Source organism: Sinorhizobium sp. 8-89, from assembly GCF_030124325.1.
In the GTDB taxonomy this organism is placed as follows: Bacteria; Pseudomonadota; Alphaproteobacteria; order Rhizobiales; family Rhizobiaceae; genus Sinorhizobium.
The window spans coordinates 228,058-248,213 of record NZ_JASKLR010000007.1; the positions used below are offsets into that span (position 1 = coordinate 228,058).

Annotated in this window: 23 protein-coding genes; 10 read left to right on the plus strand and 13 right to left on the minus strand. The window is 62.0% G+C overall.

Features of this window, described 5'->3' with window-relative positions; translation table 11 throughout:
* Positions 1–21: 21 nt before the first annotated feature.
* Genes hemW through rph form a run of 4 tightly spaced genes read right to left on the minus strand, consistent with a single transcriptional unit; the run spans position 22 to position 3,050 of the window.
* Positions 22–1,203 (minus strand): radical SAM family heme chaperone HemW, encoded by a 1,182-nt coding sequence (hemW, locus tag QN219_RS16505; protein WP_284000819.1) that lies wholly within the window; start codon positions 1,201–1,203, stop codon positions 22–24.
* Positions 1,204–1,215: 12 nt separating this feature from the next.
* The gene (gene rdgB / locus QN219_RS16510; protein ID WP_284000820.1) at positions 1,216–1,860 is read right to left on the minus strand and encodes an RdgB/HAM1 family non-canonical purine NTP pyrophosphatase; all 645 of its coding nucleotides are present in this window, start codon (positions 1,858–1,860) and stop codon (positions 1,216–1,218) included.
* A gap of 35 nt (positions 1,861–1,895) precedes the next feature.
* Positions 1,896–2,315, minus strand: coding sequence for a VOC family protein (locus tag QN219_RS16515; RefSeq protein ID WP_284000821.1), 420 nt, complete (start codon positions 2,313–2,315; stop codon positions 1,896–1,898).
* Positions 2,316–2,330: 15 nt separating this feature from the next.
* A complete protein-coding gene (rph, locus tag QN219_RS16520; protein WP_284000822.1) occupies positions 2,331–3,050 on the minus strand; it encodes a ribonuclease PH in 720 nt (239 codons plus the stop codon).
* A 157-nt stretch (positions 3,051–3,207) separates the two neighbouring features.
* On the opposite strand from rph, the gene hrcA reads away from it, so the two are divergent.
* Together hrcA and grpE are read left to right on the plus strand one after the other, a co-directional pair.
* Positions 3,208–4,287 (plus strand): heat-inducible transcriptional repressor HrcA, encoded by a 1,080-nt coding sequence (gene hrcA / locus QN219_RS16525; RefSeq protein WP_284000823.1) that lies wholly within the window; start codon positions 3,208–3,210, stop codon positions 4,285–4,287.
* A 153-nt stretch (positions 4,288–4,440) separates the two neighbouring features.
* A complete protein-coding gene (grpE, locus tag QN219_RS16530) occupies positions 4,441–5,067 on the plus strand; it encodes a nucleotide exchange factor GrpE (RefSeq protein WP_284000824.1) in 627 nt (208 codons plus the stop codon).
* A gap of 154 nt (positions 5,068–5,221) precedes the next feature.
* Here the strand turns inward: grpE and QN219_RS16535 are convergent, their stop codons facing one another.
* Together QN219_RS16535 and QN219_RS16540 are read right to left on the minus strand one after the other, a co-directional pair.
* On the minus strand, positions 5,222–6,457 hold the full coding sequence (locus QN219_RS16535) for a D-arabinono-1,4-lactone oxidase (protein WP_284000825.1): 1,236 nt from the start codon (positions 6,455–6,457) through the stop codon (positions 5,222–5,224).
* 17 nt (positions 6,458–6,474) lie between these two features.
* The gene (locus QN219_RS16540; protein WP_284000826.1) at positions 6,475–7,242 is read right to left on the minus strand and encodes an SDR family NAD(P)-dependent oxidoreductase; all 768 of its coding nucleotides are present in this window, start codon (positions 7,240–7,242) and stop codon (positions 6,475–6,477) included.
* A gap of 142 nt (positions 7,243–7,384) precedes the next feature.
* Between QN219_RS16540 and QN219_RS16545 the strand changes: the two genes are divergently transcribed.
* Positions 7,385–8,194, plus strand: coding sequence for a helix-turn-helix transcriptional regulator (locus QN219_RS16545; RefSeq protein ID WP_284000827.1), 810 nt, complete (start codon positions 7,385–7,387; stop codon positions 8,192–8,194).
* A 10-nt stretch (positions 8,195–8,204) separates the two neighbouring features.
* On the opposite strand, the gene ptsN is transcribed toward QN219_RS16545, so the two are convergent.
* The 6 genes from ptsN to lptC form a co-directional block, all read right to left on the minus strand.
* Positions 8,205–8,669 (minus strand): PTS IIA-like nitrogen regulatory protein PtsN, encoded by a 465-nt coding sequence (gene ptsN, locus QN219_RS16550; RefSeq protein WP_173511122.1) that lies wholly within the window; start codon positions 8,667–8,669, stop codon positions 8,205–8,207.
* A gap of 172 nt (positions 8,670–8,841) precedes the next feature.
* Positions 8,842–9,414 (minus strand): ribosome hibernation-promoting factor, HPF/YfiA family, encoded by a 573-nt coding sequence (gene hpf, locus QN219_RS16555; protein WP_284000891.1) that lies wholly within the window; start codon positions 9,412–9,414, stop codon positions 8,842–8,844.
* 238 nt (positions 9,415–9,652) lie between these two features.
* Positions 9,653–11,212: an RNA polymerase factor sigma-54 gene (gene rpoN, locus QN219_RS16560; protein WP_284000828.1), complete on the minus strand. Its 1,560-nt coding sequence runs from the start codon at positions 11,210–11,212 to the stop codon at positions 9,653–9,655.
* Between the two features lie 152 nt (positions 11,213–11,364).
* A complete protein-coding gene (gene lptB, locus QN219_RS16565; RefSeq protein ID WP_210267413.1) occupies positions 11,365–12,120 on the minus strand; it encodes an LPS export ABC transporter ATP-binding protein in 756 nt (251 codons plus the stop codon).
* 69 nt (positions 12,121–12,189) lie between these two features.
* The gene (locus QN219_RS16570; protein ID WP_283975312.1) at positions 12,190–12,753 is read right to left on the minus strand and encodes an LptA/OstA family protein; all 564 of its coding nucleotides are present in this window, start codon (positions 12,751–12,753) and stop codon (positions 12,190–12,192) included.
* A 15-nt stretch (positions 12,754–12,768) separates the two neighbouring features.
* On the minus strand, positions 12,769–13,437 hold the full coding sequence (gene lptC / locus QN219_RS16575; RefSeq protein WP_284000829.1) for an LPS export ABC transporter periplasmic protein LptC: 669 nt from the start codon (positions 13,435–13,437) through the stop codon (positions 12,769–12,771).
* Positions 13,438–13,696: 259 nt separating this feature from the next.
* Between lptC and sppA the strand changes: the two genes are divergently transcribed.
* From sppA to QN219_RS16590, 3 genes are all read left to right on the plus strand, one after another.
* A complete protein-coding gene (sppA, locus tag QN219_RS16580; protein WP_284000830.1) occupies positions 13,697–14,656 on the plus strand; it encodes a signal peptide peptidase SppA in 960 nt (319 codons plus the stop codon).
* 112 nt (positions 14,657–14,768) lie between these two features.
* On the plus strand, positions 14,769–15,071 hold the full coding sequence (locus QN219_RS16585) for an integration host factor subunit beta (protein ID WP_136506735.1): 303 nt from the start codon (positions 14,769–14,771) through the stop codon (positions 15,069–15,071).
* 139 nt (positions 15,072–15,210) lie between these two features.
* On the plus strand, positions 15,211–15,555 hold the full coding sequence (locus tag QN219_RS16590; RefSeq protein ID WP_284000831.1) for a DUF1049 domain-containing protein: 345 nt from the start codon (positions 15,211–15,213) through the stop codon (positions 15,553–15,555).
* Positions 15,556–15,637: 82 nt separating this feature from the next.
* Here the strand turns inward: QN219_RS16590 and QN219_RS16595 are convergent, their stop codons facing one another.
* Positions 15,638–16,096, minus strand: coding sequence for a carbon monoxide dehydrogenase subunit G (locus tag QN219_RS16595; RefSeq protein WP_284000832.1), 459 nt, complete (start codon positions 16,094–16,096; stop codon positions 15,638–15,640).
* 214 nt (positions 16,097–16,310) lie between these two features.
* On the opposite strand from QN219_RS16595, the gene QN219_RS16600 reads away from it, so the two are divergent.
* The 4 genes from QN219_RS16600 to QN219_RS16615 form a co-directional block, all read left to right on the plus strand.
* Positions 16,311–17,453: a class I SAM-dependent rRNA methyltransferase gene (locus QN219_RS16600; RefSeq protein ID WP_284000833.1), complete on the plus strand. Its 1,143-nt coding sequence runs from the start codon at positions 16,311–16,313 to the stop codon at positions 17,451–17,453.
* A complete protein-coding gene (locus QN219_RS16605) occupies positions 17,450–18,310 on the plus strand; it encodes an RNA methyltransferase (protein WP_284000834.1) in 861 nt (286 codons plus the stop codon). Before QN219_RS16600 ends, QN219_RS16605 begins: the two co-directional genes overlap by 4 nt.
* Positions 18,307–18,798, plus strand: a complete 492-nt coding sequence (gene lspA, locus QN219_RS16610; RefSeq protein WP_284000835.1) for a signal peptidase II — start codon at positions 18,307–18,309, stop codon at positions 18,796–18,798. Before QN219_RS16605 ends, lspA begins: the two co-directional genes overlap by 4 nt.
* Positions 18,799–18,853: 55 nt before the next feature.
* A partial coding sequence (locus QN219_RS16615; RefSeq protein WP_284000836.1) for an ATP-binding protein occupies positions 18,854–20,156 on the plus strand: 1,303 nt, incomplete at its 3' end.

Here is a 20,156-nt window from a genome sequence, read left to right on the forward strand (position 1 = left end):
CGGATTTCGCGACCGCTCGTGTCAGCAGGCGAGGTCGGCAACCACCGCGTCGAGGATCAGCATGCCGGCCGGTGTACAGCGCAGCCGTGAATTGCCGAGCCGTTCGATGAAGCCGTGCTCGATCAGGAACTGTTCACGGTCCGGATCGGGGTCGCGGCCGGAAAGGCTCTGCCAGCGGGCCAGATCGACGCCTTCCTTGAGCCGGAGGCCCATCAGCAGGAGCTCGTCGGCCTGGGCTTCCTGATCGAGTAACTCGCGCTCGATCATGCCGTGGCCATGCTGTTCGACAAGGCGAAGCCATTCTTCGGGCTTGCGCTCCGTCGCGGTCGCGACCTTGGCGCCGCCGATCGTCAGGCGTCCATGGGCGCCAGGGCCGATGCCTGCATAGTCGCCGTAACGCCAATAGGTGAGATTGTGCCGGCTCTCGGCGCCGGGCCGTGCGTGATTGGACACTTCATAGGCCGGCATGCCGATCGATGCCGTGATCTCCTGCGTCGCCTCGTAGAGCACCGCGGACTGCTCTCCGTCGGGCACGACAAGTTTGCCGGCCTTGTGCAGCCCGTAGAAGGGCGTGCCTTCCTCGATCGTCAATTGGTAGAGCGAGAGATGATCGACTGCGTAGGAGACCGCCTCCTTCAGCTCGCGCTCCCAGTCCTCGACGGTCTGGTTCGGACGGGCATAGATCAAGTCGAAGGACATGCGCGGGAAGATCTCGCGCGCCAGCCGGATCGCCTTTAACGCATCCGCGACATTGTGCAGCCGCCCCAGGAATTTCAGGTCGCGGTCGTTGAGTGCCTGAACGCCGAGCGAGACGCGGTTGACGCCGGCAGCACGATAGCCATGGAAACGTGTCGCCTCGACGCTCGATGGGTTGGCCTCCATGGTGATCTCGATGCGGCCAGGCACGTGCCACTGATTGGCAATCCCGTTCAGGAGGGCGTCGACGGTCGCCGGGTCCATCAGCGATGGCGTGCCGCCGCCCATGAAAATGCTGGTGACCGTTCGCGGGCCAGAGAGCTCGCGGGCCTCGGCCATTTCCCGGAGGAAGGCGGCGACGAAGCGCGGCTGGTCCACGGGCTGATGGCGGACATGGCTGTTGAAATCGCAATAGGGACACTTTGCCGCGCAAAACGGCCAGTGCACATAGACCCCGAAGCCGGGGTCCATGCCGTCACCGATCGCCGAGAGCGGGCTCAAATGCATTGTCTTCGTCTTTCAGGCGCCGAGGCAGGTTTCGGCGAACAGCTTGAAGGCGCGGGCGCGGTGTGAAAGAGCCTGGCTGTCGCCGGGCTTCCAGCCGTGCTTCTCTTCCGCACTCATCTCGCCAAAGGTGGTGTCGTAGCCCTTCGGTTGAAAGACCGGGTCATAACCGAAACCGCTCGTTCCGCGCGGCGGCCAGACGACCCGGCCTTCGACCTCGCCGCGAAAGAGCTCGACATGGCCGTCGGGCCAGGCGAGGCAGAGCACGGAAACGAAGCGGGCGGTTCGGCTCTCGGGCGTCACCGCGCCCTTCTCCTTGAGCGCCTTTTCCACCTTTTCCATCGCCACGGCAAAGTCGCGGCTGCCGTCTTCGCGCTCGGCCCAGTTCGCCGTGTAAACGCCCGGGGCGCCGTCGAGGGCATCGATCACGAGACCGGAATCGTCCGAAAGCGCCGGCAGGCCGGAGGCTCTGGCGGAGGCGAGCGCCTTGATCGTTGCATTTTCCTCGAATGTCGTGCCGGTTTCCTCCGGCTCGACGAAATTGAGATCGGCGGCCGACTTCGCCTCGAAGCCGAGCGGGCCGATCAGGTCGCGGATTTCGCGGATCTTGCCGGCATTGTGGCTCGCGACGACGAGCGTCTTGTCATCCAGTTTGCGCATTCTGTTCTGTTCCGTTCAGGCGGCTGCAGCCGCATTCAATCGATCGCCCAAAGGCCGGGCTCGGCGCATTCCAGGCTGTTGCCGGCCGGATCGCGGAAGTAGAAGGAGCGGGCGCCGTTTGGCCAGCGGATATCCGCTTCGATCGGTACGCCCGCGGCTCCGAGCTTCTCCTTCCACGCGTCGAGTGCCTGCGCGGCGACCCGGAAGCACATGTGCCCCTTGCCCGTCGTCCCGTGCGGCGGCACGGGGAGCGCCGCTCCTGCCGGTGGCGGCTTGATTGTCTCGGCCGGGTTAAAGATCAGGAGTATGCCTGCGCCGCAGCGGAAGAAGACGTGCCGATTGCCGGCGCGGGTGATCCGCTGCAAGCCGAGCAACTCGCCATAGAAGGCCTCGGCGCGATCGAGATCCTCCGCGTAAAGCGCAGTTTCGAGAATGCCTTCCAGCGCCGGGGTCAAATCTCGTCCTTTCGATCAGCCGGCGATTGCCTGCTTCTGCAGGGCAATGAGCTCGGCGATGCCGTTCTTGGCAAGTGTCATCAGGCTTGCGAACTCATCTTCCGTGAACGGCTTGCCTTCGGCCGTTCCCTGGATCTCGACAAGGCCGCCGTTGCCGGTCATGACGAAATTGGCGTCGGTCTCGGCGGCGGAGTCTTCGAGATAGTCGAGATCGATCACCGCCTGATTGGCGAAGATGCCGCAGGAAATGGCAGCGACATGGTCCTTGAGGACCCGTTCGACCTTGACCATGTTTCGCGCCTCCATCCACTTCAGACAGTCGTAGAGAGCGATCCAAGCCCCGGTGATCGAGGCCGTGCGCGTACCGCCGTCCGCCTGGATGACGTCGCAATCGATCGAGATCTGGCGTTCGCCGAGCGCCGGCAGATCGACGACAGCGCGGAGCGACCGTCCGATCAGCCGCTGGATTTCCTGTGTGCGGCCGCTCTGCTTGCCGCTTGCCGCCTCACGCTTCATCCGCTCGCCGGTTGCACGCGGCAGCATGCCGTATTCCGCGGTGACCCATCCTTTGCCGCCGTTGCGCAACCAGCCGGGGACCTTCTCTTCCAGGCTTGCCGTGCACAGCACATGCGTGTCGCCGAAGCGCACGAGGCATGAACCTTCCGCATGCTTGGAAAAGTGGCGCTCGAAGGAAACCTTGCGCATTTGGTCGGTTTTTCTGCCGGATGGCCGCATCGTCATCTCCTATCTTGTCTGTTGAGCCTTCTAGAGCATGGCGAACGCAAAGGGAACCGGCTGATATCGGCTGGGGGGATCGATTTTTCCCTTTTGCTATCTCCGGCTCGGACCACTATATTTCAGCAGGATACGAACGATTGTTGCACGGAGTGACATGGTACTGCGCAATTCCGGAGCGAAGGAGATCGCGGCGGCGCTGGATGAGCGTTCCGGTGAAATCTTTCGCCGCATTGTGGAGACCTATCTCGAGAGCGGCGAGCCGCTCGGTTCGCGCAATCTTTCGCGGCTCCTGCCGATGTCGCTCTCGCCGGCATCCGTGCGCAACGTCATGAGCGATCTCGAACATCTCGGCCTCATCTATTCGCCCCATGTCAGCGCGGGCCGTCTTCCGACCCAGACCGGTTTGCGCTTCTTCGTCGACGCCTTCATGCAGGTCGGCAACCTTTCGGCGGAGGAGCGCGCTTCGATCGAACGCCAGTTCCGCCGCGGCGATCGAGACCAGCCGGTGGAGAGCCTGCTCACCGAGGCGAGCCAGATGCTTTCGGGCATGTCCCGTGGCGCGGGTCTCGTCATCACCACCAAGAGCGATCCGGTGCTGAAGCACGTCGAGTTCATCCGCCTGGCGCCGACCAAGGCGCTTGCCGTCCTCGTCGGCGAACATGACCAGGTCGAGAACCGCATCATCGAGCTCCCGGCGGGGGTCACGAGCGCGCAACTGACCGAGGCCGCCAATTTCCTGAATGCGCATCTTGGCGGGCAAACCATTGCCGAGGTGCGCGCGCAACTGCAGAAGCTCAAAGCGACCGTGCGCGGCGAACTCGATGTCCTGTCGCAGGATCTCGTCGAGCGCGGGCTGGCGATCTGGTCCGGCAGCGAAGGTGATGAAAAGCCGACGCGCCTTATCGTTCGCGGTCGCGCCAACCTGCTCGAGGGGCTGGAAGGGGGCGAGGATATCGACCGCCTTCGCATGCTTTTCGATGATCTCGAAAAGAAGGACAGCCTGATCGAGCTTCTCGACCTCGCCGAAAGCGGCCCCGGCGTGCGCATTTTCATCGGGTCGGAAAACAAACTCTTTTCGCTCTCCGGCTCGTCGCTGATCGTCGCACCCTATCGCGACGGCGACGAACGCATAGTCGGCGCGGTCGGTGTTATTGGCCCGACCCGGCTCAACTATTCACGCATCGTCCCGATGGTCGATTACACCGCGCAGCTGATGTCGCGCCTGTCGCGTTGAAGCGGCAATTCCGGGCTAGCGGCATTCCACCCTTGATTTTTTGACGTCAAACCTCGATATCGGCTTCAAATCCAGACAACACCAAGGTCGAGCGAGGCGATTTGCTTTTGCTTGGCGATGCCGAAGATACAGAAAGACATTCCGGAGAACGTCATGACCGACGACACGAACAAACACGGACCTGAGGCGACTGCGGCAGAAGAACCTGTAAAGACCGCTGCGCCCGAGGCTGCGGAAGGACAGGAGGTCGAGACTCCTGCGGCCGCGCCGGATCCGCTGGAGCTCGCCAGAGCGGAGAATGCTGAATTGCGCGACAAATATCTGCGCCTCGCGGCCGAGATGGACAATCTGCGTCGACGCACCGAACGTGACGTCAAGGATGCCAAGGCCTATTCGGTCGCCGGTTTCGCGCGCGACATGCTGGCCGTGTCCGACAACCTGCGCCGCGCCCTCGAGGCTATCCCGCCTGAGGCGAAAGAAGCCGGCGAGGCGGGTCTTAATGCCCTGATCGAAGGCGTGGAGATGACCGAGCGCTCGATGCTTGCAGCTCTGGAACGTCATGGTGTGAAGCAGCTCGAGCCGGTCGGTCAGAAGTTCGATCCTAACTTCCATCAGGCGATGTTCGAAGTGCCGAATGCCGAGGTTCCGAACAACACGGTCGTTCAGGTCATCCAAGCGGGCTATGTGATCGGCGAGCGCGTGCTGCGCCCGGCGATGGTCGGCGTTTCCAAGGGTGGCCCCAAGACGGCCGCGGCTGAGAACGGTACGCCGTCGGCCTGACGCCGCACCCGCGGCATTCTTGCGGCGCCGCGCATTCGGAAGAGTGCGCGGCGCTTGCCTGTTTTGGAACCCGATCAGATTGCGGAGAAAGTCAGGAAAGCAGTGCCGATACCCTTCCGCGCTCCGCGGCAGGGCAGTGGCCTCCGCTCCCGCGTTAAGCAAAGAGCTGCCGGAGATGATCGTTGAGGAAGTGGCCTTCGGGATCGACCCGGGCCCGGAGCGCCCGAAAGTCGCCGGCGCGCGGATAAAGCGCCGTCACATCCTCGGCGCCGAGGAAGTGCAGTTTGCCCCAATGCGGGCGTGAGCCGTACTGACGAAGGATCGTGTCGACGTCCTTCAGGTATTCCCAGTAGTCGGTGCCGGGTTCACCCGAGACCGACAGCGTGATCGAATCCTGTTCATAGAATGGGCTGATCCAGCCCGAATCGCCGGCCGTGAAGCGGTACTCGATCGGATAGATGCAGGTCGGATGCTTTTCGAGCATCAGCTTGCGCACCGCCCTAACGGCATCCTTGCCGTGGGCGACCGGGACCGCATATTCGAGTTCGTGGAAGTTGGGTACGTATTCGATCGGGTAGATCTCCGACGAGTAGGCAATCTTCTCGAATGCCTGCTCCAGCGGTGGACGGTCGGTGATGTCGATCACCTTCATCTCGCAGACATCGGAGGTCTTGCCGGTCGTCGAGACCGACGACGTGTCCGGTAGGCAGTAGCAATGCCGGCTTTCGGGCACAGGGCACCAGAAGAAGCCGAAATGGCGGTGCTTCGCGGCGAGTTCGTCGTGCTGCTCCATGCATTCGTCGAAGTCGCAGCGCCATAGTTTTTCATGGAGATTGTAGGCGTCCATGGCTTGCAGGGTGATCTCCGAGATCACCCCAAGCATGCCGACGGACACGCGCGCCGCTTCCAACAGGTCCGGTGTACTCTCGTCGACGACGAGAATGCTGCCGTCGGGCTGGACGAGGCGCATGCCGACGATCTGCGAAGCCATGTTGCCGAGCTTGGCGCCGGTGCCATGCGTGCCCGTCGTCAGCGCACCGGCAAGGGCCTGGCTATCGATGTCGCCCTGGTTGATGAGTGAAAGCCCGCTCGATTTCAGCACCTTGCCGAGTTGGTTGATCGTTGTTCCCGCTCTGACGGCGACGCGCTTGCGCTCTTGGTCGATGCCGACGACTCCCTGCATGCCGGAAAGCGTAAGCAAGAGCCCGCTCGTCGCGACCACCGGCGTGAACGAATGGCCCGATCCGGCGCAACGTACATTGAGACCAAGGGCCGTTGCCTCCCGGACCATCTCGGAGAGCGCCGCTTCGCTTTCCGGCGCACCCTTGTGGCGCACGATGCATGATTGGTTTCCGACCCAGTTGCGCCAGTGGCCGCCCGTCTGCAGCATTCCTTGTCTCCCCTCTCTCAGACTGCCGTAAAGCAATTGTCGACGAACAGATGCGTGCCGTTGATGAAGCTTGCCTCGTCGCTTGCCAGGAACAGCGCGGCATTGGCGACCTCCATCGGGTCGCACATCCGGCCCTGCTGAGCGGCGATCGCCGCCTCGGAGACGTCGACGCCGTATTTGCTCAGACCCGCGACCTCGCGCTTGCCATGGTCGGTCGCGATGAAACCGGGGCAGACGGCGTTGCAGCGGATGCCCCGGTCGCGGAATTCGACCGCGATCGCGCGGGCAAACATGTGGCAGGCCCCCTTGGTGGTGTCATAGAGCACCTCCATCGGCGTCGCGGCGACGGCGGAAATGGACGAGGTGCAGATGATGCTGCCGCCGCCCGCCTTGAGCATCCCGGGGAGTACCGCCTTGGTCATCAGGAACATGCTGCGCACATTCACCGCCATCAGCCGATCCCACTCCTCCTCTTCCGTTTCAAGGAACGGGCCAACTGCAAGAATGCCGGCATGGTTGAAGAGCACTGTGATCGGACCGAAGGCGGTCTCGACGGCATTGACCGCAGCGCTCACCTCGGCGGACACCGAAACGTCGGCGGCGGCGAAGACGGCCTCGCCGCCCTCGGCACGAATGGCGGCTGCAACCTCTTCGCCCCTGCTCTTCGGCAGGTCGACGATGCCGACCTTGGCGCCCTCGCGGGCAAAGAGCTGTGAGGCCGCCAATCCGCATCCGCCGGCGCCGCCGCTGATGAGCGCAGCCTTGCCAGAAAGCCTGCCTGTCATCACGCTTCCCCTTCCGCCCGCCTGAGGCCAAAAAGCCCACCGCGTGCAGCAGGCGATTATCGCATATTTCGGGAATTATTGTTGACGAAGCAGGGGCTGTCGATATCCCATGGGGGATACGGCGAAGGGGAACGCTCACGCGATGCTTGCAAGGGAATCGACAGACATCTCCGCGATGATCAAGTTTATCGGCACGCCGGATTTCGGTGCTGCGCTCGACGCCATGCTCCGCGCGATTGCGCCCTTCGACCTGTCGGTCGTTTTTGCCTTTCCATACGACACGCGCCCGATCCTGCTGCATGATGGCTACACGCATGGCGTCGCGCCGCGAGCGTTGAAGGCCTATCTTGGTGGCGCCTATCTGCTCGACCCGTTCTACGTCGCCTGCAACAACGGCCAGCCGGCAGGTCTGTGGCGGATGAGGGAGCTCGCGCCCGACCGGTTCTTCCAGTCGAACTTTTCATCGTCGAGCGAGGTCCATCCCTGCGTGTCGATGGAGTGCGGATCCCTGATCGAGGAGGTGGGCTTCGTCGTCCCGCTCGAGGAGACAATGCAGGCGACCTATTCGCTGATGCGCTGCCGCGATGGTGCACCATTCAGCGATCAGGAACTGGAGCGGCTGAGGCTCTACGAACCGATCGTGCGCGAGGCGATCCGGTGCAACTGGCGCCAAAGGGATATGGCGGCCGCGAGCGCGAACGGAAACGGATCGGATGTCCTGGAGGGTGCTTTCGAGAGTCTCTGCGCCGATCGGCTTACGAAGCAGCAGCGCGCGATCGTCCGGCTGATCCTGCGTGGCCACAGCAATCGTTCCATCGGCACGGCGATGAATATCGCCGAAGGCACGGTTCGTATCCACCGCAAGAACATCTATCGTCGTCTCGGCATTTCGGGCCAAGGCGCTTTGTTCCGGATTTTCATCGATCATTTGAACCGCCGTCAGCCTTATTGACGGCGGCCATTCATGCCGCGTGCGAAGTCGTGTCGTCGTTGAGCAGCGTGTAGATCGCACTGGCGGAATCGCTCGCCCTGATCTTCGCGACCATGTCGTGGTCACGCAGAACGCGGGCAATGCGCGACAGAGCCTTCAGATGATCGGCACCGGCGCCTTCGGGTGCCAGCAGCAGGAAGACAAGGTCGACCGGCTGGTCGTCAAGCGCCTCGAAGTCGACGGGCGTATCCAGTCGCGCAAAGATCCCGATGATCGAAGAAAGATTGTTGAGCTTTCCATGAGGAATGGCGATGCCGTTACCGACGCCGGTGGAGCCGAGCCGTTCCCGCTGCAGAATGACATCAAAGATGTCGCGCTCCGGAAGTCCGGTGAGTTTGGATGCTTTTGCCGCCAATTCCTGAAGGAGTTGTTTTTTCGAGTTGGCCCTCATGGCCGGGATAATTGCATTTTGATGCAGCAAACCTGCCAATGCCATTCTTTTGTCCTCGTTCGCCGGTTAGAGCCTGACAACATCATCACAAATGTGTCTTGATGGCTCTACCCATCTTTATATTGGCGGTTACCATGCACAGAAAAGTCGGGCTTTTCCGGCTGTCCGCGTACTGAGCAGCGGGGAATGCCGGCTTTCCCGACATTCCCTCTTCCACTCATGCCTTGATATTGGCGGCGTCGATCCAGCCAATATTTCCGTCGTTGCGCCGATAGACGATGTTCAGGTGTTCCTTGCCCGGGCTGCGGAACATCAGCACCGGTTCGTCCGTCATGTCGAGTGCCATGACGGCGCTCGCGACGGACATAGTCCTCAACTGTTTCGTGCTTTCGGCAACGATCGTCGGTGCATAATCCTCCGGAACCTCGTCGTCCTGGTCGGGCACCGAGTCCATCACCGTGTAGGCCACTTCAGTGGCATTCTGGCCATTGCCGTTGTGGTGATCCTTGAGCTTACGCTTGTAGCGCCGGAGCCGTTTTTCGATCCGTTCCGAGGCCGCATCAAAGGCCGCCTGCGGCTCATTCGCCTGACCATTCGCCTGCAATACCACGCCCGTGTCGAGATGAAGCTTGCAGTCGGCGCTGAAGCGCGATCCAGACTTTTCCACAGTGACCTGGCTTGAATATCCTCCATCGAAGTATTTGGTGACGGCTTGCTCGATCTGTTCCCCGATGCGGGAGCGGAACGAATCGCCGATTTCCATATGTTTGCCGGATACACGCACACTCATGGAGTTTCCTCTCTCGTTCGTGATTTGCGTATCCAGTCTATTCCAAGCGCCTTCGTCATCCAAGCTTTTCACGCAAGGGCGGCGCATCTGCGCCGCGGAGCCGGCCGCTCGGAACCGCCGAAGTGGAGTAACGTCTTCGGCGATTGCGGCGCGCTCATATCTCTTGTGTCGCAGGGAGTCAATTGCGAGTCGCAAAAAAATCGGCTGTCGCTGTTGCGCAGCGGTCAAGAGGGCGTGCTCAGAAGCCCGCCGCCTTGGCAAGCGCTCGCTTCTCGCGCCGCCGCTGGACCGAGGAGGGGATATTCATCGCCTCGCGATATTTGGCGACGGTGCGCCGGGCTATGTCGACGCCGGTCTGCTTGAGCATATCGACGATGTCGTCGTCGGAAAGCACCGCGTCGGCGCCCTCCTGCTGGATCATCGTGCGGATGCGGTGGCGAACGGATTCCGCCGAGTGGGCGTCGCCGTTCTCGTTCGAGCCGATCGAGACGGTGAAGAAGTACTTCAGCTCGAAGAGCCCGCGCGGCGTTAGCATGTACTTGTTCGAGGTGACGCGGCTGACCGTCGATTCATGCATCTTGATCGCATCCGCGACGATCCTGAGATTGAGCGGGCGCAGATGGTCGACGCCGTTGACGAGAAAGGCGTCCTGCTGGCGGACGATTTCGCTTGCGACCTTCATGATCGTCCGGGCCCGCTGGTCGAGGCTGCGCGTCAGCCAGTTGGCATTTTGCATGCACTCGCTGAGAAAGGCCTGGTCGGCGCTGTTCTTCTGGGTCCCCCGCGAGATCTCGGCGAAATAGTCGTGGTTGACGAGCACCCGGGGCAGGGCGTCGGGATTGAGCTCGATCAGCCAGCTTCCATCAGGCGCGGCACGCACGATCACGTCCGGAACGATGGACTCAGTGACGCTCGTCTCGAAGCTGGTGCCGGGTTTCGGATCGAGCTGGCGGATTTCGGCGAGCATGTCGACCAGATCTTCCTCGTCGACGCCGCAGATCTTCTTGAGACTTGCGAAGTCGCGGCGCGCCAGGAGCTCGAGATTGGCGATCAACGCCTCCATCGCCGGATCGAGACGGTCGCGCGCGCGCAACTGTATGGCGAGGCATTCGCTGAGTGTGCGCGCGAAGACCCCCGGGGGGTCGAACTGCTGCAGGTTGAGAAGCACGCGCATCACGTCTTCGTTGGTCGCGCCGAGCCTGGCGGCCATCTCGGCGAGGTCCGCGTGGAGATAGCCGGCCTCGTCGAGCTGGTCGATGAGGTGCTGCGCGATAAGCCGATCGCCGGGAGCGCTCAGCGCGAGCGGCAGTTGTTCCAGGAGAACGTCCCTCAGGCTTTTCCGGCCGGCGACGAAATCATCGAGATCATATCCCTCGCCGTTGTCGCCTTCACCGCCGCCGGGCATCGACTTCCACTGACCGAGCAGTTCCGGTGCATCGGCGCGTTGCGGCGGTGTGTCATCCTGGAAGACATTGGCGAAATCGGCGTCGAGCTGTTCGCTGAGTCTCTCGCCCGCGCCCGATGTCGCGCTATCGTAAAGGTCGCTCTGGCCGGCAGCCTCGTCGGATACGGCTTCGCCGGACGCGGGCGAAGGATCCTCACGGGCGGAACGATCCTGGACGGTGATCATCTCGTCGCCGCTTTGAAATTCGAGCAGCGGGTTCTTTTCGACTTCCTGGGCGATGAACTGATTGAGCTCCAGATGGGTCATCTGAAGCAGCTGGATCGACTGCATCAGTTGCGGCGTCATGACCAGCGACTGAGACTGGCGCAGATATAGGCTGGCGGACAAGGCCATGCTGACGCGTAACTCCCATCATGTCTCCGAAGGCCGTGTCTCCAGATGGTCTTCGATAGGCCTTTTTATTAGTTGGCCCAAAAATTGCTTATTAAGGAGTTTTGGTCAAGCGCGGTCGCGGGCGGATGCGGCGGATTCGCCCGTAATGTCGCCTAAAGGCTGAAATTGTCGCCGAGATAGAGCCGGCGGACATCGGGATTGGTGACGATGTCGTTGGCGCGGCCGTGAGTCAGGACTTCCCCGGCATGGATGATGTAGGCGCGGTCGATGAGACCGAGCGTCTCGCGTACATTGTGGTCGGTGATGAGGACACCAATGCCGCGCGAGGTCAGATGGCGCACGAGCGCCTGGATGTCGGCAACCGAGATCGGGTCGACGCCCGCGAAGGGCTCGTCGAGTAGCATGAAGGTCGGATCGGTGGCGAGCGCCCGCGCGATTTCCAGGCGCCGCCGCTCGCCGCCGGAAAGCGCGATGGCAGGCGATTTGCGCAGGTGTGTGATCGAAAATTCGCCAAGCAGGTCGTTGAGCTTGCTTTCGCGGCGATCGGCGTTCTTGTCGTGGACCTCCAGCACCGCGCGGATGTTTTCCTCGACCGTCAGTCCGCGGAAGATCGAGGCCTCCTGCGGCAGATAGCCAACACCGAGGCGGGCCCGCCGGTACATCGGCATCGTCGTGACGTCGTTGCCGTTGATCTCGATCGAGCCTTCGTCGACCGGCACCAGGCCGGTGATCATATAGAAGCAGGTCGTCTTGCCGGCACCGTTCGGGCCGAGCAGGCCGACCGCCTCTCCGCGACGCACAACGAGCGAGACGCCGTTGACGACGCAGCGCGAACGGTAGGATTTGGTCAAGCCGCGGGCGATCAGCGTGCCGTCGTAGCGCGCCTTGTCGACCGTATGGACGGCCATGGCGCCCGCCGACGGCTTCTTGACCCGTTTGCGTTTGTGAAGAAATGGAATCTGCACGAGCGGTCTACGTCAGTTCTGCTTGCGGGACTGCGGGTCAAGTTGAATCTGCACGCGGCCGCCGCAGGCCTCGAGCTGTGCTTCGCCCGTATCCATCTGTACGTTCAACTGGCAGCCGACGAAGACGTTGTTGCCTTCCGACAGCACCACCTTCTCGCCCTTGAGCACGATCGTCTGCTCGGTCATGTTGACAAGACCGCTGTCGCCCGTTGCCTGCTGTGCTCCAGAGCTGAGGAACACCTTGTTACTGACTTCGATCCGGTCGATATCGGCATTGCCGCTCGTCACCGTGGCGCCGCTTTCCGTCTTGTAGAAGACAGTCATGCTGCCCGCCTGCAGCGTGGTCGTGCCCTGGACGACCTTCACGTTGCCGGTGAAGATCGCCTTGCTCTCGGGATCCTTGATCTCGAGCTTGTCGCTCTCGATCTGAATCGGCTTGTCGTTCGAGAGCTGAAGGCCCCTCATCCGACTGGAGGTGGCCTGGGCCGAAGCGCTGGACACAATCATCAAGGCGCCGAGCCCGGCAATGGCCAGGCTGGCTGAAATTCTCAAAAAAACGGCAGGGTTGACCGACATGGGTGCCACCAGGTCCTATTTTGCGTTCTTGCGAATGGTGCTGGGGTCGACATTGACCCTCACCATGCCCTCAAATGTTACAATACGTCCCTTATCTGTCATTCGCAGCGTCTGCGCAATGATCGATCCGCCCTTCATGCTGATCGCGATCGGGCGTTTCGTTTCCATCTCGCCGGCATTGATGTCCAGATAGGCCGATTGGAAATCGGCGTTGACGCCATTATTCATGGAAATCGTGAACGGTGCGTTCATATCGAGCGTGTTGGTGCCGCGATCGTAGATGCCGCTTGCCGCGTCGACCGTCGCAATCAACGTTTCGTTCACCGGCATTTCGGCGTGAATGGTTTCCAGCGTGATGAGGTCCGGGTTGGCGATATCCTGAAGCGCGCGCTGCGCCTTCATGGAATAGCTGATGTCTTGCTTGTTGCGACCGGAGATCGCAGGATTCTGCATGACGATCTTGCCGTTCTCGATCGTTGCCGTCTCGAGCTGCAGCTCTTCCGGCAGGAAGGCGCGCACGAAGGATACGGCCACGAAGATCATGGCGATGACGCTGGCGGCGAGCGGCAATACGACCTTGAGGCGTCTCACTAGCGCAGAGTGCCGCGCTGCCGAAGCGTAGGCATCGGAAGAGCTCGTGCCCGAATCGGCGAAGATACCGGGAAATCGTGCTTCGTTCAGCATGGAGAGGCCTGTCGGTTCCCTTGGATTTCGGCGAATCCGGAGGACCCGCATTTACATACAATGGCGTAAGTCACGGCAAATATGGCTATTTTCTTACTGTCCGGCAATGGAGCGGCAAAAACTTTGAAAGGCTGCGAAAAAACCGGTCGCGGCTTTCAACTGCCGTCAACCGCCGCTATCTAGTTATCCGCGGCTCGCGCAAATAGCATGTTCCATTGGAAACTGACAGGACCTCGAGCCAGGAAAACGGGAGAAACCCATGGACGAACTCGCCATAGCCGACCGCCGCAGCCTGCGCCGCAAGGTGAGCTTCTGGCGCTGGGCGGCGGCCATCATCCTCGTGGGCGTGGGCTTCGTGCTGTTTGCCTTCTCGGGCTGGGGGGAGGTGACCGGGCGCGCGCGCCACCACATTGCGCGGGTGGCCGTCTCCGGCTTGATCCAGGATGACCGGGAACTGGTCGAGCGGCTGGAACGCATCGCCGACAACGATTCCGTCAGGGCGCTCATCGTGACGATCTCGTCGCCGGGCGGCACCACCTATGGTGGTGAGGTCATCTACAAGGCGATCCGCAAGGTCGCCGCGAAGAAGCCGGTCGTTTCGGACGTCCGCACGCTCGCCGCCTCGGCCGGTTACATGATCGCGCTTGCCGGCGACCATATCGTCGCCGGAGAGACTTCCATCACCGGCTCGATCGGGGTGATCTTCCAATACCCGCAGGTCAAGACCCTGATGGACAAGCTCGGCGTGTCGCTCGAATCGATAAAATCGCGACCGCTCAAGGCCGAGCCCTCTCCTTTCCATCCGCCGAGCGATGAGGCGAGGGCAATGATCCAGACGATGATCGATGACAGTTACGGCTGGTTCGTCGATCTGGTGGCCGAACGGCGCAAGCTCGCACGGCCGGACGCGCTCGCGCTTGCCGATGGCCGCATCTTTACCGGGCGACAGGCGCTGAAGGACAAGCTGGTCGACACCCTTGGTGGCGACGACGAGATCAGGGCATTCCTTGCTGCCCGGAAGATCTCGAAAGACCTTCCGGTGGTGGACTGGGAAGCACCGCGCGGAACGTTGCCTTTGGGTCTCGGCGCGGTCGTCTCCGAGTGGATCAAGGCTTTGGGATATGACGCTTTTCCGGCAATGAAGGGGCTCGAAAAGATCGGCGGCGAGAAGTTGTTTCTTGACGGTCTTGTTTCGGTTTGGCAGGTTGATGCGCAATAGGAGAAGGCCGCATATGTTGCCCTGAGCCAGAGGCTCTTTTGGCTCAGAGGGGGCGTTATGACGCCTGAAGCCACGAAACAGATAGAACAAGTAAAAAATCAAGGGGGCGACAGTGATCAAGTCAGAACTGGTGCAGATTGTGGCCGCACGCAATCCGCATCTCTACCACCGCGACGTCGAAAATATCGTCAATGCGGTTCTTGATGAGATCACGGATGCCCTGGCGGCCGGAAATCGCGTCGAATTGCGCGGCTTCGGTGCCTTCTCGGTCAAGAACAGGCCGTCGCGCTCGGGCCGCAATCCGCGCACGGGCGATTCCGTCTTCGTCGAGGAGAAATGGGTGCCCTTCTTCAAGACGGGCAAGGAACTGCGCGAGCGACTCAACCCCGGCATGAACGGCAACGACGACGACTAGACCGCGATGATCTTCGATCGATGGAGCAAGTGCGTTCTTTCCGGCGTACGAGAAAGGCTCCATGCCCTTGAACCTGCGCGTCGTGCCTTGCGAAAATCGTTCCGATTTTTTGGACCGATGCGACAGCTGGAGCGAATGCATGCTCAAGAAACTGATCAATATCGTTATACTGGTGCCGCTGGGCGTCATTCTCGTCGTACTGAGCGTTGCCAATCGTCAGGCGGTAACCCTGGCGTTCAACCCGTTCAATCCGGCCGACAGCGTGCTTTCGGTATCGGCACCCTTTTTCGTCTTCCTTTTTCTCGCCGTTATCGTCGGACTGATCCTTGGAGCCGGGGTGACTTGGCTCAGCCAGGGAAAATACCGTCGTCGCGCCCGGAACGAGGCCACCGAGGCACTGAAGTGGCATCGTGAGGCGGAAAAGCAGCGCAGCCAAGCGGAAAAGCTGGCATCGCAGCCAACCTTGGCTGCACCGCAGAACTGAACTGTCGCGCCGTATATTGCGCATGATCGCCTCGCTACAGCGAACCTTGTGTGCCTAAAAGGACGCGCGGCGCGGTAGTTGCTCAGCTCGCTGCTTCAGCCGCGCCGCTGACCGCGAGGTTGAAATCCGCGAAGAACTGCTGTGCGAGTTTCTTCGACGTCGAATCGATCAGGCGCGACCCGAGCTGGGCGAGTTTGCCGCCGACCTCTGCCTTGACGTTATAGCGCAGCACCGTTTCGTCGCCCTCTTCGGCAAGGGTGACATCCGCACCGCCCTTGGCAAAACCGGCAATGCCGCCCTTGCCCTCGCCCGATATCGTGTAGCTCTGAGGCGGATTGAGGTTGGAAAGGGCGACATTGCCATTGAAGGTCGCGGAAACGGGCCCGATCTTGACCTTGACCACGGCCGTCAGTTCCGTCGGCGATTTCATCTCGAGCGACTGACAGCCCGGAATGCATCGCCTCAGAATTTCCGGATCGTTCAGGTATTGCCAAACCGCGTCGCGCCGCGCCGCGATACGTTCTTCGCCGGTCATGTTCATGCCTGTTCCTCCCGTCCTGCTCCTGGCTTCGATCTTGGCAAATCGGAAACGGCTTTGCCAAGAGCACCGGCAGTGCTATTTGCACGGTTTAAGCGTATCGCCCGCCCGCAAATGAATGTGAAGGGCAGGTTGCATGCGGCTTGTTCGCGAGTGGGCTACCCCGGTTCACGAGCGGATTGGCCGAGTGGTTTGATTGAAGTCCAAGGATCAGCGCGTGAAAGAAAAAGATCGGCGGTCGAAGAACGCCTCGGTCACGGCGGCTAAGGGCCGGGGCGCAGAGGCGCGTGGAGGCCGTCATGAGCAAAGGCTTCCGCCGGTGAAGGGGGCGGGATTCAGGGCCAAGAGCGGCGGACCGTCCTCGAAAACGGCGCCGGAGAAAGGCGAACGGCAGCGATCCGCCCAGGAGGCGCTCCCTGCGCGCGTCATCCGGCAAAGAACGGGCGACAAGCCGGTCGAGACGGTGCCGCTTATCCTCGAAACGGCTGCGACGGCAGGCTACCATCTGATCGACAGCGGCAACGGTGAGAAGCTCGAGCAATATGGACCCTACCGCATCGTTCGTCCCGAGGCGCAGGCGCTGTGGCCGAGGGCGCTGCCGGGGTCGGTCTGGGAGAAAGCCGATGCCGTCTTCACCGGTGATACCGACGAAGACGGCATGGGGCGCTGGCGGTTTCCGCGCGAGGTGCTGGGCGAAACCTGGCCGATGCAGCTTCTCGATACGGATTTTCTCGGCCGTTTCACCTCATTCCGCCATGTCGGCGTCTTCCCGGAGCAACTTGCCCATTGGTCCTGGGTGAAGGATCAGGTGACGGCGGCCGACCGGCCGCTCAAGCTTCTCAATCTCTTCGGGTACACCGGCGTCGCCTCCCTGATTGCCGCAAAGACGGGAGCGGAGGTGACGCATGTCGACGCTTCCAAGAAGGCAATCGGCTGGGCGCGGGAAAACCAGACGCTGGCGCGCGCCGAGAAGCTGCCGATCCGCTGGATCTGCGACGACGCGATGAAGTTCATCCAGCGCGAGGAACGGCGCGGCAGCCGCTATGACATCATACTCGCGGACCCGCCCAAGTTCGGCCGCGGACCGAACGGCGAGGTTTGGCAGCTCTTCGACCAGCTGGCGGCGATGCTGGACATCTGCCGCGAGATCCTGTCGCCCGAGGCGCGCGGGCTCGTGCTGACCGCCTATTCGATCCGCGCGAGCTTCTATTCGATTCACGAGCTCATGCGCGAGACGATGCGCGGGCGCGGTGGCCGGGTGGAATCGGGCGAACTCATCATCCGCGAGGGCGGTCTCGACGGCAAGGAGCCGGGGCGGGCGCTTTCCACTTCCCTCTTCAGCCGCTGGGTACCCAAATGAACACTGACAGAAGCGATCACGGCACGCCGCGCGTCGGCCACGTGAAGGAGGTGACCAGCCTCACCAATCCGATCGTCAAGGACATTCGCTCGCTCGCGCAGAAGAAGCATCGCGACGAGACGCGCTCCTTCATGGCGGAGGGTCTGAAGCTGGTGATCGATGCGCTCGATCTCGGCTGGAAGATCAGGGTTCTTGTCTATGCCAAGGCGGCGAAGGGCAAGCCGCAGGTCGATCAAGTCGCGGCGAAGACCGTCGCAAAGGGAGGCTTGGTCCTGGAGGTGAGTGAAAAGGTACTTTCGACGATCACCCGGCGCGACAATCCGCAGATGGTGGTCGGCATCTTCGAGCAGCGCTATCGCGCGCTGAGGGATGTCCGGCCGGAGGCGGGCGAGACCTATGTGGCGCTCGACCGCGTGCGCGATCCGGGCAACCTCGGCACTATCATCCGTACGGCTGATGCGGCCGGCGCTTCCGGCATCATCCTGCTGGGCGAGACCACCGACCCCTTTTCGCTCGAAACCGTGCGGGCGACCATGGGCTCCGTCTTCGCCATGCCCGTCGCGCGCGCGAGCGTCGAGGAGTTCATAAAGTGGCAGAAGGCCGCCGGCGTGAGGGTCGTGGCAACGCATCTGGCAGGCTCGGTCGATTACCGGACGATCGACTACAAGTCGAAGCCGGTCGTCCTGCTGATGGGCAACGAACAGGCGGGGCTGCCCGAGGAGCTTGCCCGCGAAGCCGGCGCACTCGCCCGCATTCCACAGGCGGGCCGGGCGGATTCGCTCAATCTCGCGATCGCCACCGGGATCATGCTGTTCGAGGCGCGCCGCCACCTCTTGTCGTTGGATGCCGGCGCATGATTGAGCGGCAGGTTCTGTTTTCGAGGCCGCTGCCGATTGCGGCCTTCATTCTGGTGGCGATCGTTGCCGACCAGATCATCAAATATCTGGTCGAGGCGCTGCTGCCCTTCCAGCAGGCGGTCCCGGTCATTCCGATGCTCGCCCTCTACCGGACCTATAACTACGGCGTTGCCTTCTCCATGCTTTCGGGGATGGAGGACTGGTTCATCGTCGGCATGCGGCTGGCGGTCGTCGCCTTCGTGCTCTGGCTTTGGCGCCGCACGCCAAAGGATAGGTTCTTCGCCCATCTCGGCTACGCGATGATCATCGCAGGCGCATTGGGCAATCTCGTCGACCGGCTGATCTTCGGCTATGTCATCGACTATATCCTGTTCCACACGGCCAACTGGTCCTTTGCAGTTTTCAATCTTGCGGACAGCTTCATCACCGTCGGCGCCGGCTCGATCATCCTCGACGAGCTGCTGCTGGCGAAAAGGCGTGATCGCTAAAACTTTAGAAACGGCCTGAAGGCATTCGGAAGGCTTGCCGTGCTAATTCCATGGCATGGGCAAGGCGTCACGACTTGAGCAACGGATCGATTCCGGTTTCGGCACGGGAACACGTGCGGGCCGGGCCGCACCGTTGGCGGCCGATCCCAGAGCCTATTGGCCGGCGCGCTTCGCCTGCGCTATCGCAGGCATTATCGCTGCGGTGATCCTCGTTGCTGCGGGCGCTGCGAACGGCCTTCCGTTGTTTTCGGCAATTGTTGCGGCCGGCGGCCTTGCAGGAGCGTTCCTGCTCCTCGCCGACGGCGTCGACACGTCCGCGGGGCAAAAGGGAGCGCTGCGTGAAACCGTCTGCGACGAAGACTGGCAGCGCTTCGAAACCTCGGCCCTCCTCTCGACAGTCCATGACGGGCTTGGCGATCTTGCGATCATGCGCGGCATGGACGGTAAGATCGTCTACGCCAACACCGTTTTTCACGAGGTCTGCGCCCGCGCCGACGTGCGCGGATTGACCTGTGCGGCGCTGGGCCTGAGCTTCGAACCGAAGCTCGAGCCCAATCATTATCTTGTGCGTATCGCCACGCCAACGGGAAACCGCCTTTACGACTGGCATGACGTGATCGCCCGCGAGCCGGCAACCGGCAGGCTGATGCGTCACAGCATCGCCCGCGACGTCACCGAGGAGGCGCGCGCTGCGCGGGAACGGGAGGAAGCCCGCCGCCGCGCTGAGGAGACAAGTCAGGCGAAATCGCGGCTGCTTGCCACCGTCAGCCATGAGATCCGCACGCCGCTCTCCGGCATTCTGGGCATGAGCCACCTGCTCGGCCAGACCCAATTGTCGGCCGAGCAGAAAAGCTATCTCGCCGGCATGCAGCAATCGGGCCATGCATTGGTTCAACTGGTCGAGGACCTGATCGACTTTTCCTCGCTTTCGGCCGGGCGGTTTCAGTTGCGCCCGTCGCAGCAGGATTTGCGCCTCGTCATCGAGAGCGTGGTGGAGATGCTCGCCCATCGCGCGCATGAAAAAGGCATAGAGATCGCAGCGACCGTTGCAGCCGAGGTGCCGGCGTCCGTGGTGCTCGATGCAGCACGTCTGAGGCAAGTGCTCTTCAACGTGGTCGGCAACGCCGTCAAGTTCACCGAGGCCGGCGGCGTCCTCGTTGCCGCGGATGTTGCCGACGGCTGCGTGCGAATCCGCATCGACGACACCGGCCCCGGCATGTCGGCCGACGAACTCGGGCGCGTGTTCGAGGAATTCGAGCAGGCCGGAGACGATAGCCAGCGCGCCAAGGGAACCGGCCTCGGTCTGGCGATTTCCCGCAGGGTCATGGAAGCCTTCGGGGGCAGCCTGACAGCGTCCA

Excerpts from the sequence above, each read along its gene's own strand:
- lptC (WP_284000829.1), bottom strand. The coding sequence starts at position 13,437 with ATGCTGAACGAAGCACGATTTCCCGGTATCTTCGCCGATTCGGGCACG.
- rpoN (WP_284000828.1), bottom strand. The coding sequence starts at position 11,212 with ATGGCCTTGTCCGCCAGCCTATATCTGCGCCAGTCTCAGTCGCTGGTC.
- QN219_RS16595 (WP_284000832.1), bottom strand. The coding sequence starts at position 16,096 with ATGAACATGACCGGCGAAGAACGTATCGCGGCGCGGCGCGACGCGGTT.
- QN219_RS16590 (WP_284000831.1), top strand. The coding sequence starts at position 15,211 with ATGCTCAAGAAACTGATCAATATCGTTATACTGGTGCCGCTGGGCGTC.
- lspA (WP_284000835.1), top strand. The coding sequence starts at position 18,307 with ATGATTGAGCGGCAGGTTCTGTTTTCGAGGCCGCTGCCGATTGCGGCC.
- sppA (WP_284000830.1), top strand. The coding sequence starts at position 13,697 with ATGGACGAACTCGCCATAGCCGACCGCCGCAGCCTGCGCCGCAAGGTG.
- QN219_RS16540 (WP_284000826.1), bottom strand. The coding sequence starts at position 7,242 with ATGACAGGCAGGCTTTCTGGCAAGGCTGCGCTCATCAGCGGCGGCGCC.
- QN219_RS16535 (WP_284000825.1), bottom strand. The coding sequence starts at position 6,457 with ATGCTGCAGACGGGCGGCCACTGGCGCAACTGGGTCGGAAACCAATCA.
- QN219_RS16570 (WP_283975312.1), bottom strand. The coding sequence starts at position 12,753 with ATGTCGGTCAACCCTGCCGTTTTTTTGAGAATTTCAGCCAGCCTGGCC.
- hpf (WP_284000891.1), bottom strand. The coding sequence starts at position 9,414 with ATGAGTGTGCGTGTATCCGGCAAACATATGGAAATCGGCGATTCGTTC.
- rph (WP_284000822.1), bottom strand. The coding sequence starts at position 3,050 with ATGCGGCCATCCGGCAGAAAAACCGACCAAATGCGCAAGGTTTCCTTC.
- QN219_RS16545 (WP_284000827.1), top strand. The coding sequence starts at position 7,385 with ATGCTTGCAAGGGAATCGACAGACATCTCCGCGATGATCAAGTTTATC.
- grpE (WP_284000824.1), top strand. The coding sequence starts at position 4,441 with ATGACCGACGACACGAACAAACACGGACCTGAGGCGACTGCGGCAGAA.
- ptsN (WP_173511122.1), bottom strand. The coding sequence starts at position 8,669 with ATGGCATTGGCAGGTTTGCTGCATCAAAATGCAATTATCCCGGCCATG.
- rdgB (WP_284000820.1), bottom strand. The coding sequence starts at position 1,860 with ATGCGCAAACTGGATGACAAGACGCTCGTCGTCGCGAGCCACAATGCC.
- QN219_RS16605 (WP_284000834.1), top strand. The coding sequence starts at position 17,450 with ATGAACACTGACAGAAGCGATCACGGCACGCCGCGCGTCGGCCACGTG.
- lptB (WP_210267413.1), bottom strand. The coding sequence starts at position 12,120 with ATGGCCGTCCATACGGTCGACAAGGCGCGCTACGACGGCACGCTGATC.
- hrcA (WP_284000823.1), top strand. The coding sequence starts at position 3,208 with ATGGTACTGCGCAATTCCGGAGCGAAGGAGATCGCGGCGGCGCTGGAT.
- hemW (WP_284000819.1), bottom strand. The coding sequence starts at position 1,203 with ATGCATTTGAGCCCGCTCTCGGCGATCGGTGACGGCATGGACCCCGGC.